The following is an 18,754-nucleotide window of genomic DNA, read 5'->3' on the forward strand; positions in this document are numbered from 1 at the left end:
GCAATATACAACGATATGAGACCGCATCTGAGTTTGAATATGGCAACCCCTAATCAGGTGCACAATAGAAAAGGCCAGCTACTGGAGCTGGCCTAAAAACTGTCAACCTATCTTAGGACGGGACATAAATTTATCTAAATCTCGGTAGAACCGCCTGAAAAATGTAAGCCCTCGTAGGGGTTATTTTGCTGCTCTTCCTTCGCTTCATGGTACAAACCTATCGTAAAGATAGAGCCTTTGCCCAATATAGAGCTCACTTCGATAGTGCCACCAATTCGCTTAATAATACCGTAGCTCAGGGAAAGCCCTAGGCCAGTTCCATCTTTGCGTGTGGTGTAAAATGGATCGAAAATCCGCCCAAGTTGTTCAGGTGCAATCCCAGAACCTTCATCCTCCACTTCGATTTTGACGCCAATCGGCACATCCTGCTGCAGCCAGTTATAGGTCCGCACCCAGATGCGGCCCTTGCCATCCATAGCATGTGCCGCGTTTACGACTAAGTTAATCAATACCTGCAGTAATTGCGGCCGATTAACCTGCACATGGCAAGTGGCATTGAGTTCAGTGATAAGTACAACTTCTTGTTTTTGAATAGAATGTCGTACTAACACAAGCATCTCTTCAATAATAGGCGTAATAGGATGCATCTCCAGCGGCGCATTGAATTCACCTGGGCGGCTGTATTGCAATAGGCTGCGGATAATAGTGCTTATCCTTCCAACCTGTTGAATAACTAGATCTATTTCCTCTTTTACCACTTCGGCATTATCACCAAGCTCATAGCGTAGTAGCTCCATATTGCCGAGGATAACGGCGGTAGGATTATTAATTTCATGGGCGATACCGGCTGTCAGTTCACCTAGGGCGGTGAGCTTCTCGTTGGTGACTAGCTGTTGACGGGTTTCGTTGAGTAGCGCCACGTTCCGTTGCAGCTCTAGGGTCTTATCCTGCAAGCTGCGGGTGCGCTCCTCGACTTTCATTTCAAGCTGCTCCGCCGCCGCTTGGATCTGCGCATTACGCCGCTGTAACAGGTCAAGCATGCTGTCAAACTGCTCCGCTAAATTAGAGAGCTCGTTATCCCTATCTAACCCTAGGGCACCGATACGAATATTACGGCCGGACTGCACCGCTTGCACCACGTGGTGAATACGTTCTATCGGTTGCAGCAGACTGTAAGCACCGCGGTAAACCAACAGGCCAGATACCAGCAGCACTAACATCAAAATCGTACCTAACTCAATAATATTAAGCAGATAATTATGGATAAAAGGCGACTCAGAAAACCCAGTGTAGATCATACCTACCCGCTGACCTCGAATATCCTCTAAGGGCGCATAGGCAGAGATAAACCAATCATTAAACACAAACGCTCTATCGACCCATAAGTCACCCTGAGCTAATACTTTCTCACGCACTTCCTCAGACACTAAACTCCCCAACGCGCGCCCCTGCGTCTCGGTCCCCTTTGGATAAAAGTGCAAGGGTACGTTAGTTGAGATGCGAATATTGTCTAAGAAAATGGTGACTGTGCCGATCGAGCGCTCGGGCAGCGTCCCTTTGTCATACACCAGATCACGAATATGATCGACTATCCGGGTGTCGCGGTTAAATAAAATGCCGCCGTCGAGATACCAGGCCACTTTACCCTCGGCATCGGGCACGGGTAACAGGCTACGGCTGAGTAAGCCTCGATCTTCCACTGCCTTGCTCGGGCTCTGTGCCCTTAATGTCGCCACAATGGGAATACTGGCAGTGACAGCTAACTCAGGATCGATGCGCGCTAAGCGTTCTGGCGATAACACCATCAGCCCAGAGTACGGCAACAAGCCTCCCATCTTAGGCAATATCTGCCGTAGATCCGGGTCAGCCGCCGCTTCATCTACACTGACTAAACGCAAATAATCGAGATTGAGCAGCATTTTCTGCTCGTGCAGGAAGGCATCGATACTCGCCCTATGGGCCAAGGCTCCCCCTAAGATGGGTCGAAAGTCATTCTGAAAGGTCCACGACGTCATCACCCGTTCAAGCTGTTTTTCTTGGCGGACTTGCACTTGCTGCAGGGTATTTTCGGCCACAGCGAGATCGGCCTTTACCTTCATAAACAGCTGTTTACCTGTGTAGCTGATATTCCAGTAGATAGTGATAAACACTAAACTCACTAAGGTCAGCAGAATAGGCAGTAAAGTCAGGATTAATATGCGATAACGCACCTTGGCCTGCATTTGCTGCCAACTGACACCAAAAAAGTGAGTAAAAAATGACACCCTAAGACTCCTGTTCGCCGCTGAAGTCAAACCACTCTTTATATTTGCGATCTAAGGTCTTACGGGATACGCCTAGGTCACGTGCAGCGGCTGATTTATTACCAGAGTGCAGGTCGACAACACTAGTAACATGATGTTTTTCAACATCTTTCAATGGCCAATCTAGGGGATAACCCTGGGACGATAAGGACTCGCTCTTAATCTGCTGTTTCCAATATTCCGCCGGGGGCTTGCCGAGTAAAATACAGCGCTCAATCATATTTCGCAGCTCACGGATATTTCCTGGCCACTCATGCTGTTGTAATTTCACCATATCCTCATGGCTCCACACGACTTCCCTCACGCCCAAATCGGCGGCCAATTGCCGAGTAAAATGATGGGTCAGCTCCACTACATCCTCAGGGCGCTCGCGCAGGGGAGGAATTAAAATATCCAGCACATTCAAGCGGTAATATAAATCACGGCGGAAATTTCCCGCTTCGACTTCCTCGACAAGTGTACGGTTGGTCGCGGCAATCACGCGGACATCAATATTGACTTCCTTCTCGCTGCCCACGGGCCGAATCGCCTTCTGCTCCAATACTCGGAGTAGAGCCGTTTGCATTTTCAGTGGCATCTCGCCAATTTCATCGAGGAAAATCGTGCCACCGGAGGCAAAACTAAATAGCCCCTCACGATTGCCTTTCGCCCCGGTAAATGCCCCCGCCGTATGGCCAAATAACTCGCTCTCGAGTAACTCTGGGGCGATGGAGCCACAATTGACGGGCACAAATGGTCCCTGACGGCCACTGAGTAAATGCAGTTGTCTTGCGACCAATTCTTTACCCGTACCGGATTCACCCTGAATGAGCACGACGGCATTGGTCGGCGCCACCCGCTCGATAATATGTTTGACCGATTTCATGGCCTCGCTGCTGCCAATAATGGTCGAGGAATAACCGATAGAGACCTCGCGACGCAGCATCAGATTTTCACGCTTAAGCAAACGGCGCTCGATACAACGGTCAACCGCTGACATCATCTGCTCAAGGTGGAAAGGCTTCATAATAAAATCAGAAGCCCCGGCACGAAGGGCGGTAATCGCCACTTCCATATCCGCATAACCCGTCATAAAAATAATATCCGAACGGCGTCCCTGCTCATCTAAGGCTTCATGCCATTCGATCCCAGAGCGGCCCGGTAGACGAATATCGACAATCAATAGGTCAAAGTGGCACCGACTACGCAACTGCTCCGCATCTTCAATGCTGCCAGCGGTTTCAACTAAGGCGAATTTCTTAGACAATGCCTTATTTAAAAAACTACGCATTCCGGGCTCATCGTCGACGATAAGCACTGAAACTGCTGAAGGAAGGGGCTTGAGGTTGTTATCTATCTGGCTCATAGTGATCACTTCTGGACATTTTGACTCAATTGCGAGCAATTCTAGCATTGAAACTCGGTTAATAGGTCACTATGAACCATGAGAAGCGTGCGCTGAGACAATTTGTCTGCAGACTATTTGTTGAGCCTGAGATCAAGCTCACAGTTTAGATCAGCCTGTGAAGGGAAAAGGGCAATTATCGGCTTGGCATCTAAATTGCTTTCAATCGAACGCATTACAATTTACCCCTCCGCTCAGTAGGCATTTGAGTCGGAACCCTATTTTTCGCCAAGGAGTATCCATGCTAAACATGAAATCCCATATGAAATCATTACTGAGCCTAGTTATTGCGGCCAGCATGCTCACCGTATTACCCGCTCAATCTGCTGAAGTTATTAAACTAGCAACCACCACAAGTACCGAAAACTCAGGTTTGTTACAAGAACTCCTGCCTAAGTTCGAGAGTGAATCGGGTTATAAAGTCCAAGTTATCGCCACGGGTACAGGTAAAGCCCTGAAACTGGGTGAGCAAGGTGATGTGGATCTCGTGATGACCCATGCCCCAAGTGCCGAGGCAAAATTTGTTGCCGATGGTTTTGGTGTTGAGCCCCGTGGCATCATGGAAAACGATTTCGTTGTCTTAGGTCCTAAAAACGACCCAGCAAAACTACGTGACAGCAAAACCGCCGAAGAAGCTTTTACAAAAATCGCCAAATCAGGTTTACCTTTCGTTTCCCGTGGTGACAACTCTGGCACCCATATCAAAGAGTTAGAAGTATGGAAAGCTGCGGGTGTGACGCCCGATTTCAAAGGTTATACCTCGGTAGGCCAAGGTATGGGTAAAACCCTGCTGATGGCAAATGAGTTACAAGGTTATACCCTAGCGGATCGTGGCACATTTGTGGCTTACAAGACTAAGCTAGATATGAGCGTGGATTTCGATGGTGGCAAAACCCTAGCCAATCCATACCAAGTTATCCTTATCAACCCTGCTAAATATCCAGATCTGAACCACAAGGGCGCTAAAGCGTTCAGCGATTGGTTAATCAGCAAGGAAGGCCAAAGCATGATCAACAACTTCAAAGTTGAAGGTGAGCAACTGTTCAAGGCAACCTATAGCGAATGAACGACGGCTGGCTAGCACTGTTACAGCAGGCGTTGAGCCTGCTGTTTTCATTGGACCCCGACGTTTGGTCCATCATCTATGTTTCGTTTGCCGTTTCTTTCGCGGCGCTGTTAATCACCTTAGTCCCCTCTATGGTGCTCGGTTTTGTACTCGCCTTTGCGCCCTTTCGTGGCAAATGGTTCGTCACTAACTTAGTCCAAACACTGCAATCTATCCCTACTGTGGTAATAGGTTTGCTGGTGTATTTGCTCCTAACCCGCAATGGCCCGCTGGGGGACTTAAAGTGGTTATTCACCCAAGAAGGCATGATCCTCGGGCAAATGTTGATCTGCGCGCCAGTGCTGATCGCCATGAGCCAAGCGGCCTTTACCAGCGTCGATCGCCGGGCATGGGAAACCTCACGCACCTTAGGCGCCTCCTGGGGTCGAGCCGTGTGGACAGTATGCCGAGAACTGCGAATGCCCCTACTCTTGGCCATTGTCGCCGCCTTTAGTCGTATTCTGACCGAAGTGGGCTGTTCTATGATGGTTGGCGGCAATATTTTAAACCTGACCCGTAATATTCCCACCGCCATCGCGCTGGAAACCAGCAAAGGTGATTTTGCTCAAGCAATCGCCCTTGGACTCGTGCTGCTTATCTTGGCCTTGATCCTTAACTTTGCTTTAGGTAGTTTACGGGGCAAAGCTATGCCAAGGAGCCATTAACCTATGACTCAGGTAAAACTCACCGCCCGAGACTTGGAAATGTCATTTGGCTCACGCCTACTCTTTCAAGCCGAATTACTCGAATTGTGTCAGGGAGATGTGATTTATCTTCAGGGTGATAATGGATCGGGTAAATCCACCCTAATGAAAATTCTGGCCGGATTAATACGGCCCACCAAGGGAAATATCGAGGCCGTCGGTTTTGCCTCTGACGCGTGGTGGCAGCGTAATCACCTGCTAGGTAAGGCTGTTTATCTGCATCAGCACCCTTATTTATTCGATGGCACAGTAGAGTACAACCTTAACTATGGCCTCAGTTTCAGCACTGAAGCTAAGGCCAAGGCAAAACAACGCACGGCGCAAGCCATTGAGATGGCTCAGTTAGGTTCGCTATTACACGCCAGAGCAAGCAACTTATCCGGCGGCGAAAGGCAACGCCTCGCCATTGCACGCGCTTGGATACTGCAACCTAAACTCCTGATGCTCGATGAGCCGACCTCCAATATGGACAAGGATTCCCAAGCGCTGGTATTGCAGATGATCCAACAATTAAAACAAGAAGGCACAGGCATGCTGCTCAGCAGTCACCAAAATTGCGCATTAACCGCCATCTGCAAACAACAATGGCACATAGAAGGCGAGCGAGTGCTAATCTCATCTCAATCCGTACAAACAGCTCCAGTTGAGGGATCCTTATATGTCGTTGCGAATTGATGCTGTGATCCTCGCCGGTGGCATGGCACGTCGTATGGGCGGGGACGATAAAGGTTTAGTCGAATTAAATGGCAAGACCATGATTGAACACACGATTGACAGGATAAAACCTCAGGTTAAGGAGATCCTGATCAACGCAAATCGCAATCAAACACGGTATGCTGAGTTTGGTTTTAAGGTGATAAGCGATGAGCATACAGGTTTTCTCGGCCCCCTTGCGGGCATGATTAGCGCTATGGGCCAGACCGAGGCAGACTATTTATTAGTCGTGCCCTGCGACTGCCCACTACTGCCATTGGATCTTGTGCCACGGATGTTGGCAGCGATTAAGACGGAAGATGCGGAGATCGCGGTTGCCAGTGACGGTGAATATGAACAACCCGTCGTCTTACTGTTAAAACCTTGCTTACGTGACTCGATGAAAGCTTTTCTCGAGGCGGGTGAGCGTAAAGTGGACTTTTGGTATGCCAAGCATCACTTTGTCGTTGAATCTTTCGCCGACCAGGCCAACGCCTTTGTGAATGTGAATACGCCGGAACAAAAACAACGACTGGCGGCGGACATAACTAAAAGCTAAAGCCCCCATAACCCAAATTAGAGGTGCAAATGAGTAACCCCTTCGTCAATCCGCTCGCTATTCCCGTTCTCGGATTTTGTGCCTATAGCGGCACGGGGAAAACCACCTTACTCAAGCAGTTAATCCCCGAATTAAACCAACGGGGGCTACGTTTAGCCGTCATCAAACATGCCCACCATAACTTCGATGTGGATATTCCCGGTAAAGACAGTTATGAAATGCGTAAGGCCGGCGCACGGCAGATGCTGGTCGCCTCCCATGTACGTTGGGCACTGATGACCGAAGATGCGCGCGATGGCGACCCAGAACTCGTTCACCTGCTAAAACAAATCGAGGCCGATAAAGTCGATATCGTCCTCGTCGAAGGCTTTAAGAAGCTCGCATTACCTAAAATCGAATTACACCGCGCCGCCCACGGCAAACCTTTTATCTACACCCAAGATGACAATATTCTCGCCATCGCCTGTTGCGATGACACTCAGTTGCCGAGCGAGCTGCGCCGACTCGATCTGAACAATGTCAGCCAAATTGCCGACTTTGTGATGGAATATACCCACAACTGGCAAGCGTCCAGTATCAAGCTGCCGATCAACACTGTGGATGCCTGTGAAATAGGCAATGATAAAAATCTCACAGTGAGCCAAGGGTTAGCACAGATTTTGTCCCATGTGTCCCCAGTTGCAGAGGTTGAAGCCCTTGACTTAGACGCCTTAGATCACCGCGTACTCGCCAGCGACAGCATTTCTCCCGTCGACGTACCGCAACAAACTAACTCGGCAATGGACGGTTACGCCTTTATTTATCAAGACCCTATGCCAGCAAGCCTTAAACTTGTCGGTGAAGTGCTTGCCGGCCATCACTATGCTGGCACGCTCAAGGTCGGTGAAACAGTGCGGATCATGACGGGCGCTCCTGTGCCCGCAGGCGCCGATACAGTCCAACCCAGAGAGCTTGCCCAAGAGGTCGATGGTCTTGTGAGCCTGCAGGGCCATATTGAACTAGGTCAGCATGTTCGCCTCGCGGGGGAAGATATCGCCAAGGGGCAAGTTGCACTCGCAAAAGCCACCCGCCTAGGCGCCGCAGAGCAAGGTTTACTCGCCTCCCTAGGTCTCAATAGTGTCAGTGTCTATCGTCGCCCCACGGTTGCCGTGTTCTCTACTGGCGATGAAGTGAGCCAACCCGGCGATGAGCTAAAGGCTAACTGCATTTATGATTCAAATCGCTTTACTATCAAGGCGATGGCAAAGCGCTTAGGCTGTGAAGTCATAGATTTAGGCATCATTGAAGATTCAGAAGCCGCCCTCGAAGCCACCCTTGCACAGGCAGCAACCCAGGCCGATGTGGTAATTAGCTCAGGCGGAGTATCCGTGGGGGATGCCGATTATATTAAGACTGTGCTTGCCCGCCTTGGCAATATCGATTTCTGGCGGATCAATATGCGTCCAGGCCGTCCGCTCGCCTTTGGTAAAATTGGGGAAACGCTGTTCTTCGGTCTGCCGGGCAATCCCGTGGCCGTTATGGTGTCTTTCCTGCAATTTGTACAACCAGCGCTGCGTAAACTAGGTGGTGAACTAAATTGGCAAGCGCCATTATTCCCGGCCATCACAGATGAAACGCTGCGAAGCCGCCAAGGCCGTACCGAGTTTATGCGCGGTATTTATCACCTAGGCAAGGACGGACGCCTACACGTGAGCAGCACAGGCAACCAAGGTTCAGGCATGTTAAGTTCCATGGTCACAGGGAATTGCCTGATCATCATTGGCGATGAGGCTGAAGTAGTGAATACAGGTGAAACCGTGTTTATTCAACCCTTTGCGGATTTGCTTTAGGAGCCAGTGAGCACCTATGAGTTTACTAGTAGATCCCTTTGGCCGCCGGGTCGAATATTTAAGGCTTTCGGTCACTGACCGCTGCGACTTTCGCTGTGTTTATTGCATGACCGAAGATCCCTGTTTTCTGCCTAGGGACCAAGTGCTGCACCTCGAAGAATTAGCTTGGATTGCCCAAGCCTTTACCGAGCTAGGCGTAACAAAAATCCGCCTAACCGGTGGCGAGCCTTTAGTGCGCACCGATTGCGATCAACTTGTCAGCCTGCTCGGCAAACTTCCTGGACTTAAGGATTTGTCCATGACAACGAACGGCTCGAGGCTGACTAAGCTTGCCAAGCCTATGTTCGATGCGGGATTAACCCGCCTCAATATCAGCCTAGACACATTAAATCCCACGCTTTTTACCCAGTTAACCCGCAACGGTAAGCTCGAGCGAGTTATCGAAGGTATCGATGCTGCCATCGCCGCAGGCTTTGGGCGCATTAAGATAAATGCCGTTATTTTAAAACAGCAAAATGATAATGAAGTTATTGATCTTGTGGATTTTTGCCGCGAGCGGAACTTAGATATCGCCTTTATCGAAGAAATGCCCCTCGGCGAAATCGATGAACGTAAGCGCGCCCGCCACTGCAGCAGTGATGAAGTCAAAGCCATGATAGAAACGCGCTATCCACTCAAACTCTCCGATAAGCGCACCGGCGGCCCAGCGCGATATTACACTATGGCCGATAGCCCAATCCATATCGGTTTTATCTCGCCCCATAGTCACAACTTTTGCCATGAGTGTAATCGAGTGCGAGTCACAGTGGAGGGACAGTTATTACTCTGCCTTGGTAATGAGCACTCTGTTGATTTGAAAAGTATTGTGAGAGAGTCTCCAGGGGATATCGAGAGGCTTAAAGCCGCCATTCTTGCTGGCATTAACCTTAAGCCCAAACAACATGAGTTCGATCATAACGCGGTGCAAATTCTACGCTTTATGAATGCAACGGGCGGCTAACCCACAGAGTTCAACACACTAGCAGGACTAGCATCTCACTTTGGGCGTGATAAACTCGGGTATTATCCCCTACTCGTTGTCGTGCATTATCATGGCCCTAACTCGCAAACAGTGGAATAACATCATCATTTTCGCCTGCGTCTTTATGGTGGCAGTGCTCACTTTTATGGATAGAAAAACCCAAAATATCCCCAGTGATGCAAAACGCCTGTTTGACGACCATGCCCCGCTTGCGCAGTTGCAACTCGATGGCTTGTGGCTACATAAGCAAACCACACAATGGGAGTGCGATACTAAAATACTCAACTGCGATGAATGGGCAAATGCATGGCAAACGGTACTGATATCCCCTTTAGCGAAAGCACCACAATCAGCAGATAAACCACAGGAATTAGTGATTCAGATCGCCGATATTGCCGATCCGCAACTGTGGTTTTATTTCCCTATTGAGGGCGCCTTAAAATCTCCCGCGGGTAATTGGTACTTAGTGCCACCAAGTTTACGCGCCAAACTACAACCTATCATAGATGCCAAACCCGCGGCTTAATGCGGTCAATTTGACTTAAGATAAGAAAGAATCCATGCCGGAATTACCAGAAGTTGAAGTCACCCGTCAGGGTATTGCACCCTTCCTTGTCGAGCAAACCGTGGTTGATCTTGTGATCCGCAATGGCTCGCTACGCTGGCCCGTACCTGACATCGCCAAACAAATTATCGGCCAAGTGATACGTCAAGTGCGTCGCCGAGCTAAGTACCTGTTAATCGACACAGATGCGGGCACTAGCATAGTGCATTTAGGCATGTCGGGCAGTTTGCGAATTCTGCCCCACGACACCCCAGTAGAAAAGCATGACCATATCGACCTAGTCCTCGCCAATGGCCGCATTTTACGCTTTAACGATCCGCGACGTTTTGGTGCTTGGCTCTGGTGTGAACTCCCGGAAGAAGCCCATCCATTACTGGCAAAACTCGGCCCAGAGCCACTGACCAATGCCTTTAATGTCAATCAATTAGCCACAGCTTTAGCGGGTAAGAAAAAGGCCATTAAGCTCTGTTTGATGGATAACCACATAGTCGTCGGAGTGGGCAATATTTATGCTAACGAAGCCCTCTTTGCCGCGGGGATTCACCCCGAAGCCGAAGCAGGTAAAATCGATATCGAGCGTTTGACCGTTTTAGTTGCCGAAGTGAAGCAAATCCTCGCCCATGCCATTAAACAGGGCGGCACTACACTGAAAGACTTTACCAATGCCGATGGCAAACCCGGCTACTTCGCCCAAAAACTGCATGTGTATGGCCGCGGCGGTGAAACCTGCACAAGCTGCGGTAACCTACTGAGTGAAATCCGTTTAGGCCAGCGCACTACGGTCTTTTGTGGAATTTGTCAGACGCGCTAGGCATAGTTCTCACAGCCATAAAAATGCCTGCAACTTGCAGGCATTTTACGTTTATTCCTTTAACCAACGCCCAGGATGATCGGTAAAGTAACGATATTCCCGCGCTGGCGATGCACACTCTGGCGTCATTTCCGAGGCCGAGAGCAAGATCCACTCATCACGGTGGGCAATGCCCATGCTCTTGCCACCTTTAATATTGAAACAACTCAGTTTTGCCCCGCTTGGGACTAATAGATAACGCTGTTTATTTTCCTGCATCCATTGCCATGCATTGCGCTCTTGCTCTTCAACGGGGGCCAAATAACTAAAGTGCGTGACACTCATGGGCGAGAACAAAATAAACTGCTCTTTAAAGTTCACTAGGCCTAATTCGGCATCTTCACCAATCACCTCAGCGGTATGCAACATCAAACTCCTTGGGGTACGCATCTCGTCGAGCATAGCGTATCCCCAAGTACTGACGAGCACCCAACCTAGGGCAGAGACAATACCTACCTTCACTAGGGCAAATTGTTTGCGCCCGAGCCAAAGCAGTAAAAACCACAAAAGACCAAGCAAGATAAACAAGTAACCAATACCTGTTAAATCATCGGTATAGTCGGCAAGGGCTTTGACTAATGCGGGATGATGAATCAATGCCAGCCCCCCCGCCAACAACACTACCCCGCCTAAAAACCACAGCGCGCCACTCACAAGTTTTTCAAACCAAACCTTAGGTGAAACCCCAGTTAATACGGCAGAAGCCGCAAGGGCTAACATAGGTAATGCGGGCAGAATATACACATTGCGCTTACCCGGGCTAATGCTAAAAAACAGCACCACCAGTGCCACCCAAATCAGTAAAATCGCAATCTTAGGATCGGCCCTAACCTTCTGTACCCATAGCTTCCAGTAAGCGACCACCAGCAGAGAAATCGGGAACCACATCCACGGAATAACACTTAAGATGAAGAAATACCAAGGCTTAATATGATGCCAAGCGTTGACGTAACGCTCACCGGTTTGCTTAAACAGAATATTGTTTTGGTAGGCGACCAGCTCAGGCATGCCGTGGGCTTGCACCGTTAGCACCATAGGTACTAACCAGCAGGCGATCACGGCGAGCATAGCTAAAGGTCCCGCAAGACATAGCCAAGTCAAACGCCCTTGAAAACGGCTTCTATCTTTAACGGCATAAATACCGATAGGAACTAACATCAGCAGCGGTAAAAATCCCACGCCTTTAGTGATAACGCCCAGCCCCATAAAACCCCAGCCAATAAAATACCAGCGCCACTGGGGGCCGAGCATAAAATGCCTTATCAGGCCGTAACATCCTACAGTGATCCAACACATCACCATGGCATCTATCTGAGCATTTTTAACCTGCATTAAAAACTGCGGCACAATCAAGAGTAGCAAGGCGGCATTGCGCCCTACACGCACATTCCATAGTTTTGCACCAAGATCGTACACGAGAAATACAGTCAACAGGCCACACAGGGCATTAGGCAATAGAAAGGCGAACTTAAGGGAGCCCGTCAGTTGGTAAAATAGCGCTATGGCCCACATAAACACTGGGGGTTTATCGGGATAGTATTCGCCGCCTCGGGTCGGAAATAACCACTGCCCAGATGCCACCATTTCCCGTGCGACCTCAACAAAGCGTGGCTCGTCGGCGGGCCAGGGAGAACGAAAACCAATCCCGACCAGCAAAATCAATAGACTCATCAAGAGTAAAGGCCAGAGTACCTGATAATAATCTTCACTATTGAAACGGCGCTCGAATGCTTCCATTGCGGGTCCTTAATACTCTTATTCGGTTTCCAATTCATCCACCTGTTTACGCAGGCTAGAACGGTACAAATACGCGCCTATTAGGCTAGATAAAATAAATAAACCTATGCTGATCCCAAGCTGATTATGATCGGATAAGCCTATGCCAGCGCCGGCAAAACTAAAAATCAGCATCTGCGGCAAATAACCTAATACACTGCCCAACATAAATCCCCCTGCAGGCACGTGGGTCGCCCCCGCACACAGGTTAGTGAGTAAATTACTGCCGACGGGCAACAAACGGATCATTAAGACCTTCAGCCAAGTTTTGTGGATAATCAGGGTTTCAAACTTTTGTAGGCGCTTACCAAAACGACGCTGTAGACTGCTGCGAATGGTGAATCTCGCCACATAGAAGGCAAACACGCAGCCCAGTAATGCGGCTAGAGTAGAGAAAATACCGCCATAAATACCGCCTAAGGCAAAGCCAAAAACAAAAGCAATAACCTGCCTCGGCCCCCCTACCGCGGTAAACAAGGCGCCAACTAATAATAAAACTAGGAGCGCAAAACCACCTTTGTCGACAATAAAATGCGCGACCCAGTTACTATCGGTTAAATGCTCAAACATTCCCTGCTGGACGGCAAACATCAACACCAGCAGAATGAAGACGATAAACACCGCCTTATAGAATCGCTTCATTATCAGTCACGCCAGCTTGCTTGACTGCGAGCAACCTTAGCTATCTTCGCCCTACGTCCAAGCCACATCACGCCCATAATATCGACTATGCCGACCCAAGCGCGATTCCAAGCCGTATACTTAGAGACACCGACCTGACGATCCCTATGATTAACCACAGAAATAAAAATCTCCCCGCCCATACGACGCACTAATGCAGGTATGTATCTGTGCATATGATCGAAATACGGCAAACGCAGGAAGGTTTCACGGGGGAAGAGTTTAAGGCCGCAGCCGGTATCGGGTACGCCATCGTGCAAGAGCGCATCACGAACTTTATTGGCAACACGGGATTGAAACCGCTTCCATGCCGTGTCTTTGCGGTTTTTACGGTAGCCCGCAATACAAAAATGCTCGGCATGGATATGGGGTAATTGGGCAAGCATGGCGGGAATATCGGCGGGATCATTTTGACCGTCGGCATCTAAGGTCACAATATATTTACCGCGGGCATGTAAGACACCAGTGGAAATCGCGGTGCTTTGTCCTGTACTGCGTTCATGGCGAATCGCTTTAGCGTCGCATTGCTGCAAAGTGGCGGTGCGCATCACTTCGCCGAAGGTATCGTCTTGGCTGCCATCGTCGACGACAAGAATTTCAAACTCAGTCACACCTTTGAGGGCATGGCATATTTCCTCCATCAGGGGGCCAATATTACCTGCCTCATCTTTAGCCGGGATCACGATAGAAATCAATTCAAGACTCCAAAAACTTTAACACCATCAATACGGTATCATATGATTATTGCAAAATAAAAAATCTGCCTTGATAGAGTGTTATTTGAATCAAACAGAATGCAAGCCGGGTATTGTAAACGATGAAAATATTCTAGAAAAAGACTGAATTTGGAACTGTCGCTTTCACTTGATTGCGCTTTTTTGTAATAAGACTATGTTACTTTACAGGGAACAAAAGTCATGGCATCGGCACTATCTATGAATATCGTTGTTGTGGGCATGGGCTACGTTGGCCTATCAAATGCTGTCCTATTAGCGCAGCAAAACCGGGTCACCGCCATCGACTTATCGGCGGAACGTGTCGCACAGGTTAACGCCCATAAATCCACCGTTGTCGATGAGTTAATCGAAGATTACCTGAAAAACAAACCCCTGAATTTAACCGCAACAACACAGAATGTGGCCGTGCAATCGGCCGACTTTGTGATTATTGCCACCCCAACGGACTATGATCCCCAGACCAATTACTTTAATACCCAGTCGGTTGAAAATGTCGCTAGGGATGTCCTCGCCGCAAATCCAAATACGACTATCATCATTAAATCGACAGTCCCCGTTGGCTTTACTGCTGCCCTAAGGCAAAAACTCAATAGTGATAATATCCTGTTTTCTCCTGAGTTTTTACGCGAAGGCAAGGCTCTGTATGACAATCTTTATCCCTCGCGCATTATTGTGGGAGAACGCTCACCCCGCGCCCAAGCCTTTGCCGATCTCTTAGCCAAGGCGGCAATCAAACAAGATATCCCTATTTTGCTCACCGACAGCGCCGAGGCCGAAGCGATAAAGTTGTTTGCCAATACGTTTCTCGCCATGCGGGTCGCTTACTTTAATGAACTCGATACCTACGCCCAGAGCCGAGGCTTAAACACGCGGCAGATTATTGAGGGGGTAAGCCTCGACCCCCGGATCGGCAACTATTACAACAACCCTTCCTTCGGTTATGGTGGATACTGCCTACCCAAAGACACTAAACAGCTGCTGGCAAACTACAATGATGTACCAAATAATCTCATCAGCGCCATCGTCGACTCGAACACCACCCGCAAAGACTTTATTGCCGATGCGATTATCCGCATGCAACCCAAATGCGTCGGTATATACCGTTTGATCATGAAAGCCGACTCAGATAACTTCCGTTCCTCCGCCGTGCAAGGCGTGATGAAACGTATCAAGGCCAAAGGTATCGAAGTCGTGGTCTATGAGCCTGTACTCAAGGAAGATGAGTTTTTTAAATCGAGGGTGATTCGAGATTTAAATGAATTTAAAGCCATGTGCGATGTAATAGTCTCCAATCGAATGGCTAACGAACTGACCGATGTTGCAGATAAAGTTTATACCCGAGATCTGTTCCGCCAGGATTAATGCTCAACCATTGAGCCGACAGTAAAAGGTTTAACATGAAATACTTAGTCACAGGGGCCGCGGGATTTATTGGCGCCAAAGTCAGTGAACGTCTATGTGGCCTCGGCCATGACGTTATCGGCATTGATAATCTTAATGACTACTACGATGTAGGACTCAAACTGGCCCGTCTTGCGCCCTTACAGGCCTTAGAGAATTTCCGTTTTATCAAACTGGATCTCGCCGACCGAGAAGGTATTGCCGCCCTGTTTGCCCAACATGGTTTTCAACGGGTGATCCATTTGGCGGCCCAAGCGGGGGTGCGTTACTCACTCGACAATCCCTTGGCCTACGCCGATAGCAACCTAGTGGGGCATCTGACAATTTTAGAGGGCTGTCGCCATCACCAAATTGGGCATCTCGTCTATGCTTCATCTTCGTCTGTCTATGGGTTAAATCAGAAGATGCCCTTTTCCACCGAGGACAGCATAGATCATCCCATTTCCCTCTATGCCGCCACAAAAAAAGCCAATGAGTTGATGTCCCACACTTACTCACATTTATACCAGTTGCCCACCACTGGGCTGCGCTTTTTCACTGTCTATGGCCCCTGGGGACGCCCGGATATGGCTTTGTTTAAATTCACTAAAGCCATACTCGCGGGTGAAGTTATCGATGTGTATAACCATGGCGACTTAAGCCGTGATTTTACCTATATTGATGATATTGTTGAGGGCATTATGAGAGTCCAAGACAAGCCACCCAGGCCAACGCCAGACTGGACGGTGGAAACAGGCTCGCCCGCCACCAGCAGTGCTCCCTATCGAGTATTTAATATCGGCAACGGTAGCCCAGTCCAATTGCTCGATTTTATTACTGCACTCGAACATGCTCTCGGGATAGAGGCGAAGAAGAATCTTTTACCAATGCAGCCTGGCGATGTGCACGCCACTTGGGCGGACACGAGCGATCTCTTTAACGCTGTGGGTTATAAGCCACAGGTGGATATCAATACGGGAGTAGGCAAATTTGTGGACTGGTATCGCCGATTTTACAAGCAGTAATATTAGTAGTAATAAAAAAGCCTGCATTTTGCAGGCTTTTGTTTTAACGATTAAAAACGATATTCAAAACTGCTAAAGAGCGTGGCATTGGTCTCGTTTTCCTGAAGTTCAAACTCAGATCTGGACACAGTTCCCCCTAAACTCCACATCCCTTTCCACACTGGCATGCGGTAGGACAGCTCTAACATCAACAAATCTTCCTTCGGCGGTTGTGGTGCCCAGGTCGTTGCCACATTAGTACCGTCCTTATTTAATTGCGCATAACGCAGCAGTGAAGTAAAACCACGGCTATTGCGAAACTGACCGACTAAGCCAAGCACAAAGGTTTGGGCATCACTGTCATAGGTTGAACCTAAAGCTCGGCCATAGTAACGAGCACCGCTCAGATAAACCGGGTCTTCGTAGAAGCAATTGGCACTATCGCCATCACACTTAACATAGGTATCCGAGTATTCCATAAACAACTTAAACTGCTTACCCGTTGTACCAAAATGGGTATCCATCCCCCAGAGGGAACCACAGTCGCTGCCATTCTCACAGCTACGTTCTAGGTATAATCCCACGGGAATATCCTGCCAAGTGTCGGCATAGCGAAGATCAATGCTCTGGGTTCTATGGCCCGCATCTCGGCGCTGATCGGGCGCGCAATCGTTAGAACCATCAATACAAACCGAATTACTCGCAACCGCATCCCACCAGGAACTAAAGTTACACTCTTGCCCTTCGCCACAAAACAGCGTCGACCAAGCCAGGCCTATTTCAACTTGCTTTATGGGTTTAGCACTGAAGCGCATATCCCACAATGCCGTTTTAGGTACGGCACGTTCGGCTTCGGTGAGGCTAAATCCGGTCTTAAATGTCCAGGGGCCAATCCAAGATAACCATGGTGTATCAAAGGCTGCGGCATTGTTACGGCTTAAGCTGAGTGACTGCATGGGACGGGCGTTGTTCGAACGGTGCAGTGCAGAGTCAAACCCCGCTCCCCACCACTGCTCCACAGTGCCTAAAGTCGCAATCCAGTTGCCCATAATGACCGCAAAATAAGAATCATCGAGTCGAAAGTTTTTATTATCTTGGGGATCATAGGTTTCAGTCACTGTCGTCTTATAAGCAATGCGCGAACCTAAGTACTCATAGGACCCCTTCACTTCACCCTGCTCGCGATAGTCAGAACCATAGTGCTGAAACCTTGCCGGATCCGTCGCCGCCGACACTTTCACCCTAGCATTACCGCGATTCTCAACCGCATTGTGGTAATAGAAGTTAACGCGGGCAAAGGCTTGCACTAATGCTGGCGAAAGGAGTTCAGGCTCAACTTTCGCTAAATCGCCACCAATTCCTGACCACATCAAGGGGAAAGTATTCACAGGTACAGTGATAACACCTGCATCGGCCAATGCTTGAATATCGGCTCGAAGATAAATATCCGAGGCATCCACCCAAGGCGCAGCGGCGAGTGTAGAACAAAAAAGTAAGCCAGAGACAACGCTAGTAGCGAGGATAGTGGGGGTAAAAAAAGCCTTCATAACATCCTTTTCATTATCATCGCGAGGTCACAATGCCTCAAAATTAACATAAAAATACTAATAAAGATCATCAGCTTGGCAGGTTCTACGCCTTAGCGAGCTTAAGCTTTGCCGCTAATGCCATGGCCACCTCAGGGTGAACAAACTGACTCACATCGCCACCATGTAAGGCGACTTCCTTTACTAAGGTCGAAGAAATAAAGGAGTTCTCCTCGGCGGGAGTTAAAAACACACTTTCAAGCTCTGGGCTCAGTCTGCGATTCATATTCGCTAATTGGAACTCGTATTCGAAGTCAGACACAGCCCGCAGGCCACGCACCAACACACTGGCCCTTTGCTCTTTGGCAAAATCGACTAACAGACCAGAGAATCCAACGACCTCGACATTATCCAGATGCGCAGTCACACGATTAACCAGTTCAACCCGCTCTTCTAAGGTGAACCTTGGCTGCTTTGAGGGATTGGCCGCGATACCAATGACCACATGCTTAAATAACTTAGCCGCACGCTCGATTAAATCGGCATGACCATTAGTAATGGGATCGAAGGTCCCTGGATAAACTGCTCTTGTGTGCACTTTGCTGACCCAACTTATATGGATACCATAAAATCATTG

17 protein-coding genes are annotated in these 18,754 nt (G+C 48.9%); 10 read left to right on the top strand and 7 right to left on the bottom strand.

Annotation, left to right across the window (positions count from 1 at the left end):
• Positions 1 to 134: 134 nt before the first annotated feature.
• Both MJO46_RS12290 and MJO46_RS12295 read right to left on the bottom strand, forming a co-directional pair.
• The gene (locus tag MJO46_RS12290; RefSeq protein ID WP_253989542.1) at positions 135 to 2,264 is read right to left on the bottom strand and encodes a cache domain-containing protein; all 2,130 of its coding nucleotides are present in this window, start codon (positions 2,262 to 2,264) and stop codon (positions 135 to 137) included.
• A 1-nt stretch (position 2,265) separates the two neighbouring features.
• The gene (locus tag MJO46_RS12295) at positions 2,266 to 3,696 is read right to left on the bottom strand and encodes a sigma-54 dependent transcriptional regulator (RefSeq protein WP_253989543.1); all 1,431 of its coding nucleotides are present in this window, start codon (positions 3,694 to 3,696) and stop codon (positions 2,266 to 2,268) included.
• 232 nt (positions 3,697 to 3,928) lie between these two features.
• Here MJO46_RS12295 and MJO46_RS12300 point away from each other — a divergent pair, with 232 nt between their 5' ends.
• The 8 genes from MJO46_RS12300 to mutM all read left to right on the top strand — a co-directional run bounded on the left by MJO46_RS12300 (position 3,929) and on the right by mutM (position 10,974).
• Positions 3,929 to 4,753: a substrate-binding domain-containing protein gene (locus tag MJO46_RS12300; RefSeq protein ID WP_253989544.1), complete on the top strand. Its 825-nt coding sequence runs from the start codon at positions 3,929 to 3,931 to the stop codon at positions 4,751 to 4,753.
• The gene (locus MJO46_RS12305; RefSeq protein WP_253989545.1) at positions 4,750 to 5,457 is read left to right on the top strand and encodes an ABC transporter permease; all 708 of its coding nucleotides are present in this window, start codon (positions 4,750 to 4,752) and stop codon (positions 5,455 to 5,457) included. Before MJO46_RS12300 ends, MJO46_RS12305 begins: the two co-directional genes overlap by 4 nt.
• Positions 5,458 to 5,460: 3 nt before the next feature.
• Positions 5,461 to 6,171, top strand: coding sequence for an ATP-binding cassette domain-containing protein (locus MJO46_RS12310; RefSeq protein WP_253989546.1), 711 nt, complete (start codon positions 5,461 to 5,463; stop codon positions 6,169 to 6,171).
• Complete coding sequence (gene mobA, locus MJO46_RS12315; RefSeq protein ID WP_253989547.1) at positions 6,155 to 6,748, top strand: molybdenum cofactor guanylyltransferase MobA; 594 nt, start codon at positions 6,155 to 6,157, stop codon at positions 6,746 to 6,748. The genes MJO46_RS12310 and mobA overlap by 17 nt, the downstream gene beginning before the upstream one ends.
• Positions 6,749 to 6,777: 29 nt before the next feature.
• Positions 6,778 to 8,577 carry a bifunctional molybdopterin-guanine dinucleotide biosynthesis adaptor protein MobB/molybdopterin molybdotransferase MoeA gene (locus tag MJO46_RS12320; RefSeq protein ID WP_253989548.1) on the top strand — a complete coding sequence of 600 codons (1,800 nt, stop codon included), beginning with the start codon at positions 6,778 to 6,780 and terminating at the stop codon, positions 8,575 to 8,577.
• A 16-nt stretch (positions 8,578 to 8,593) separates the two neighbouring features.
• Complete coding sequence (gene moaA, locus MJO46_RS12325) at positions 8,594 to 9,577, top strand: GTP 3',8-cyclase MoaA (RefSeq protein ID WP_253989549.1); 984 nt, start codon at positions 8,594 to 8,596, stop codon at positions 9,575 to 9,577.
• A gap of 91 nt (positions 9,578 to 9,668) precedes the next feature.
• A complete protein-coding gene (locus MJO46_RS12330) occupies positions 9,669 to 10,124 on the top strand; it encodes a hypothetical protein (RefSeq protein ID WP_253989550.1) in 456 nt (151 codons plus the stop codon).
• Positions 10,125 to 10,158: 34 nt separating this feature from the next.
• Complete coding sequence (gene mutM, locus MJO46_RS12335) at positions 10,159 to 10,974, top strand: bifunctional DNA-formamidopyrimidine glycosylase/DNA-(apurinic or apyrimidinic site) lyase (protein WP_253989551.1); 816 nt, start codon at positions 10,159 to 10,161, stop codon at positions 10,972 to 10,974.
• A gap of 51 nt (positions 10,975 to 11,025) precedes the next feature.
• Here the strand turns inward: mutM and MJO46_RS12340 are convergent, their stop codons facing one another.
• From MJO46_RS12340 to MJO46_RS12350, 3 genes are read right to left on the bottom strand one after another with little or no spacing between them, the layout of a single operon-like run.
• Complete coding sequence (locus MJO46_RS12340) at positions 11,026 to 12,750, bottom strand: glycosyltransferase family 39 protein (RefSeq protein WP_253989552.1); 1,725 nt, start codon at positions 12,748 to 12,750, stop codon at positions 11,026 to 11,028.
• A gap of 18 nt (positions 12,751 to 12,768) precedes the next feature.
• Entirely contained in the window at positions 12,769 to 13,431 is a 663-nt protein-coding gene (locus MJO46_RS12345) for a TVP38/TMEM64 family protein (RefSeq protein WP_253989553.1), read from the bottom strand.
• A gap of 2 nt (positions 13,432 to 13,433) precedes the next feature.
• A complete protein-coding gene (locus MJO46_RS12350; protein WP_253989554.1) occupies positions 13,434 to 14,165 on the bottom strand; it encodes a glycosyltransferase family 2 protein in 732 nt (243 codons plus the stop codon).
• 240 nt (positions 14,166 to 14,405) lie between these two features.
• Here MJO46_RS12350 and MJO46_RS12355 point away from each other — a divergent pair, with 240 nt between their 5' ends.
• Together MJO46_RS12355 and MJO46_RS12360 are read left to right on the top strand one after the other, a co-directional pair.
• Entirely contained in the window at positions 14,406 to 15,569 is a 1,164-nt protein-coding gene (locus MJO46_RS12355) for a nucleotide sugar dehydrogenase (protein WP_253989581.1), read from the top strand.
• A 35-nt stretch (positions 15,570 to 15,604) separates the two neighbouring features.
• Positions 15,605 to 16,612 carry an NAD-dependent epimerase gene (locus tag MJO46_RS12360; RefSeq protein ID WP_253989555.1) on the top strand — a complete coding sequence of 336 codons (1,008 nt, stop codon included), beginning with the start codon at positions 15,605 to 15,607 and terminating at the stop codon, positions 16,610 to 16,612.
• 50 nt (positions 16,613 to 16,662) lie between these two features.
• On the opposite strand, the gene MJO46_RS12365 is transcribed toward MJO46_RS12360, so the two are convergent.
• Together MJO46_RS12365 and coaD are read right to left on the bottom strand one after the other, a co-directional pair.
• Positions 16,663 to 18,138: a capsule assembly Wzi family protein gene (locus tag MJO46_RS12365; RefSeq protein ID WP_253989556.1), complete on the bottom strand. Its 1,476-nt coding sequence runs from the start codon at positions 18,136 to 18,138 to the stop codon at positions 16,663 to 16,665.
• A gap of 85 nt (positions 18,139 to 18,223) precedes the next feature.
• Positions 18,224 to 18,715 carry a pantetheine-phosphate adenylyltransferase gene (coaD, locus tag MJO46_RS12370; RefSeq protein WP_198781817.1) on the bottom strand — a complete coding sequence of 164 codons (492 nt, stop codon included), beginning with the start codon at positions 18,713 to 18,715 and terminating at the stop codon, positions 18,224 to 18,226.
• Positions 18,716 to 18,754: the final 39 nt, after the last annotated feature.

Source organism: Shewanella sp. KJ2020, from assembly GCF_024197625.1.
Lineage (GTDB): Bacteria > Pseudomonadota > Gammaproteobacteria > Enterobacterales > Shewanellaceae > Shewanella.

Coding starts and splice junctions, on each gene's coding strand:
- MJO46_RS12295 (WP_253989543.1), bottom strand. CDS start 3,696: ATGCTAGAATTGCTCGCAATTGAGTCAAAATGTCCAGAAGTGATCACT.
- MJO46_RS12300 (WP_253989544.1), top strand. CDS start 3,929: ATGCTAAACATGAAATCCCATATGAAATCATTACTGAGCCTAGTTATT.
- MJO46_RS12305 (WP_253989545.1), top strand. CDS start 4,750: ATGAACGACGGCTGGCTAGCACTGTTACAGCAGGCGTTGAGCCTGCTG.
- MJO46_RS12310 (WP_253989546.1), top strand. CDS start 5,461: ATGACTCAGGTAAAACTCACCGCCCGAGACTTGGAAATGTCATTTGGC.
- mobA (WP_253989547.1), top strand. CDS start 6,155: ATGTCGTTGCGAATTGATGCTGTGATCCTCGCCGGTGGCATGGCACGT.
- MJO46_RS12320 (WP_253989548.1), top strand. CDS start 6,778: ATGAGTAACCCCTTCGTCAATCCGCTCGCTATTCCCGTTCTCGGATTT.
- moaA (WP_253989549.1), top strand. CDS start 8,594: ATGAGTTTACTAGTAGATCCCTTTGGCCGCCGGGTCGAATATTTAAGG.
- MJO46_RS12330 (WP_253989550.1), top strand. CDS start 9,669: ATGGCCCTAACTCGCAAACAGTGGAATAACATCATCATTTTCGCCTGC.
- mutM (WP_253989551.1), top strand. CDS start 10,159: ATGCCGGAATTACCAGAAGTTGAAGTCACCCGTCAGGGTATTGCACCC.
- MJO46_RS12340 (WP_253989552.1), bottom strand. CDS start 12,750: ATGGAAGCATTCGAGCGCCGTTTCAATAGTGAAGATTATTATCAGGTA.
- MJO46_RS12345 (WP_253989553.1), bottom strand. CDS start 13,431: ATGAAGCGATTCTATAAGGCGGTGTTTATCGTCTTCATTCTGCTGGTG.
- MJO46_RS12355 (WP_253989581.1), top strand. CDS start 14,406: ATGAATATCGTTGTTGTGGGCATGGGCTACGTTGGCCTATCAAATGCT.
- MJO46_RS12360 (WP_253989555.1), top strand. CDS start 15,605: ATGAAATACTTAGTCACAGGGGCCGCGGGATTTATTGGCGCCAAAGTC.
- MJO46_RS12365 (WP_253989556.1), bottom strand. CDS start 18,138: ATGAAGGCTTTTTTTACCCCCACTATCCTCGCTACTAGCGTTGTCTCT.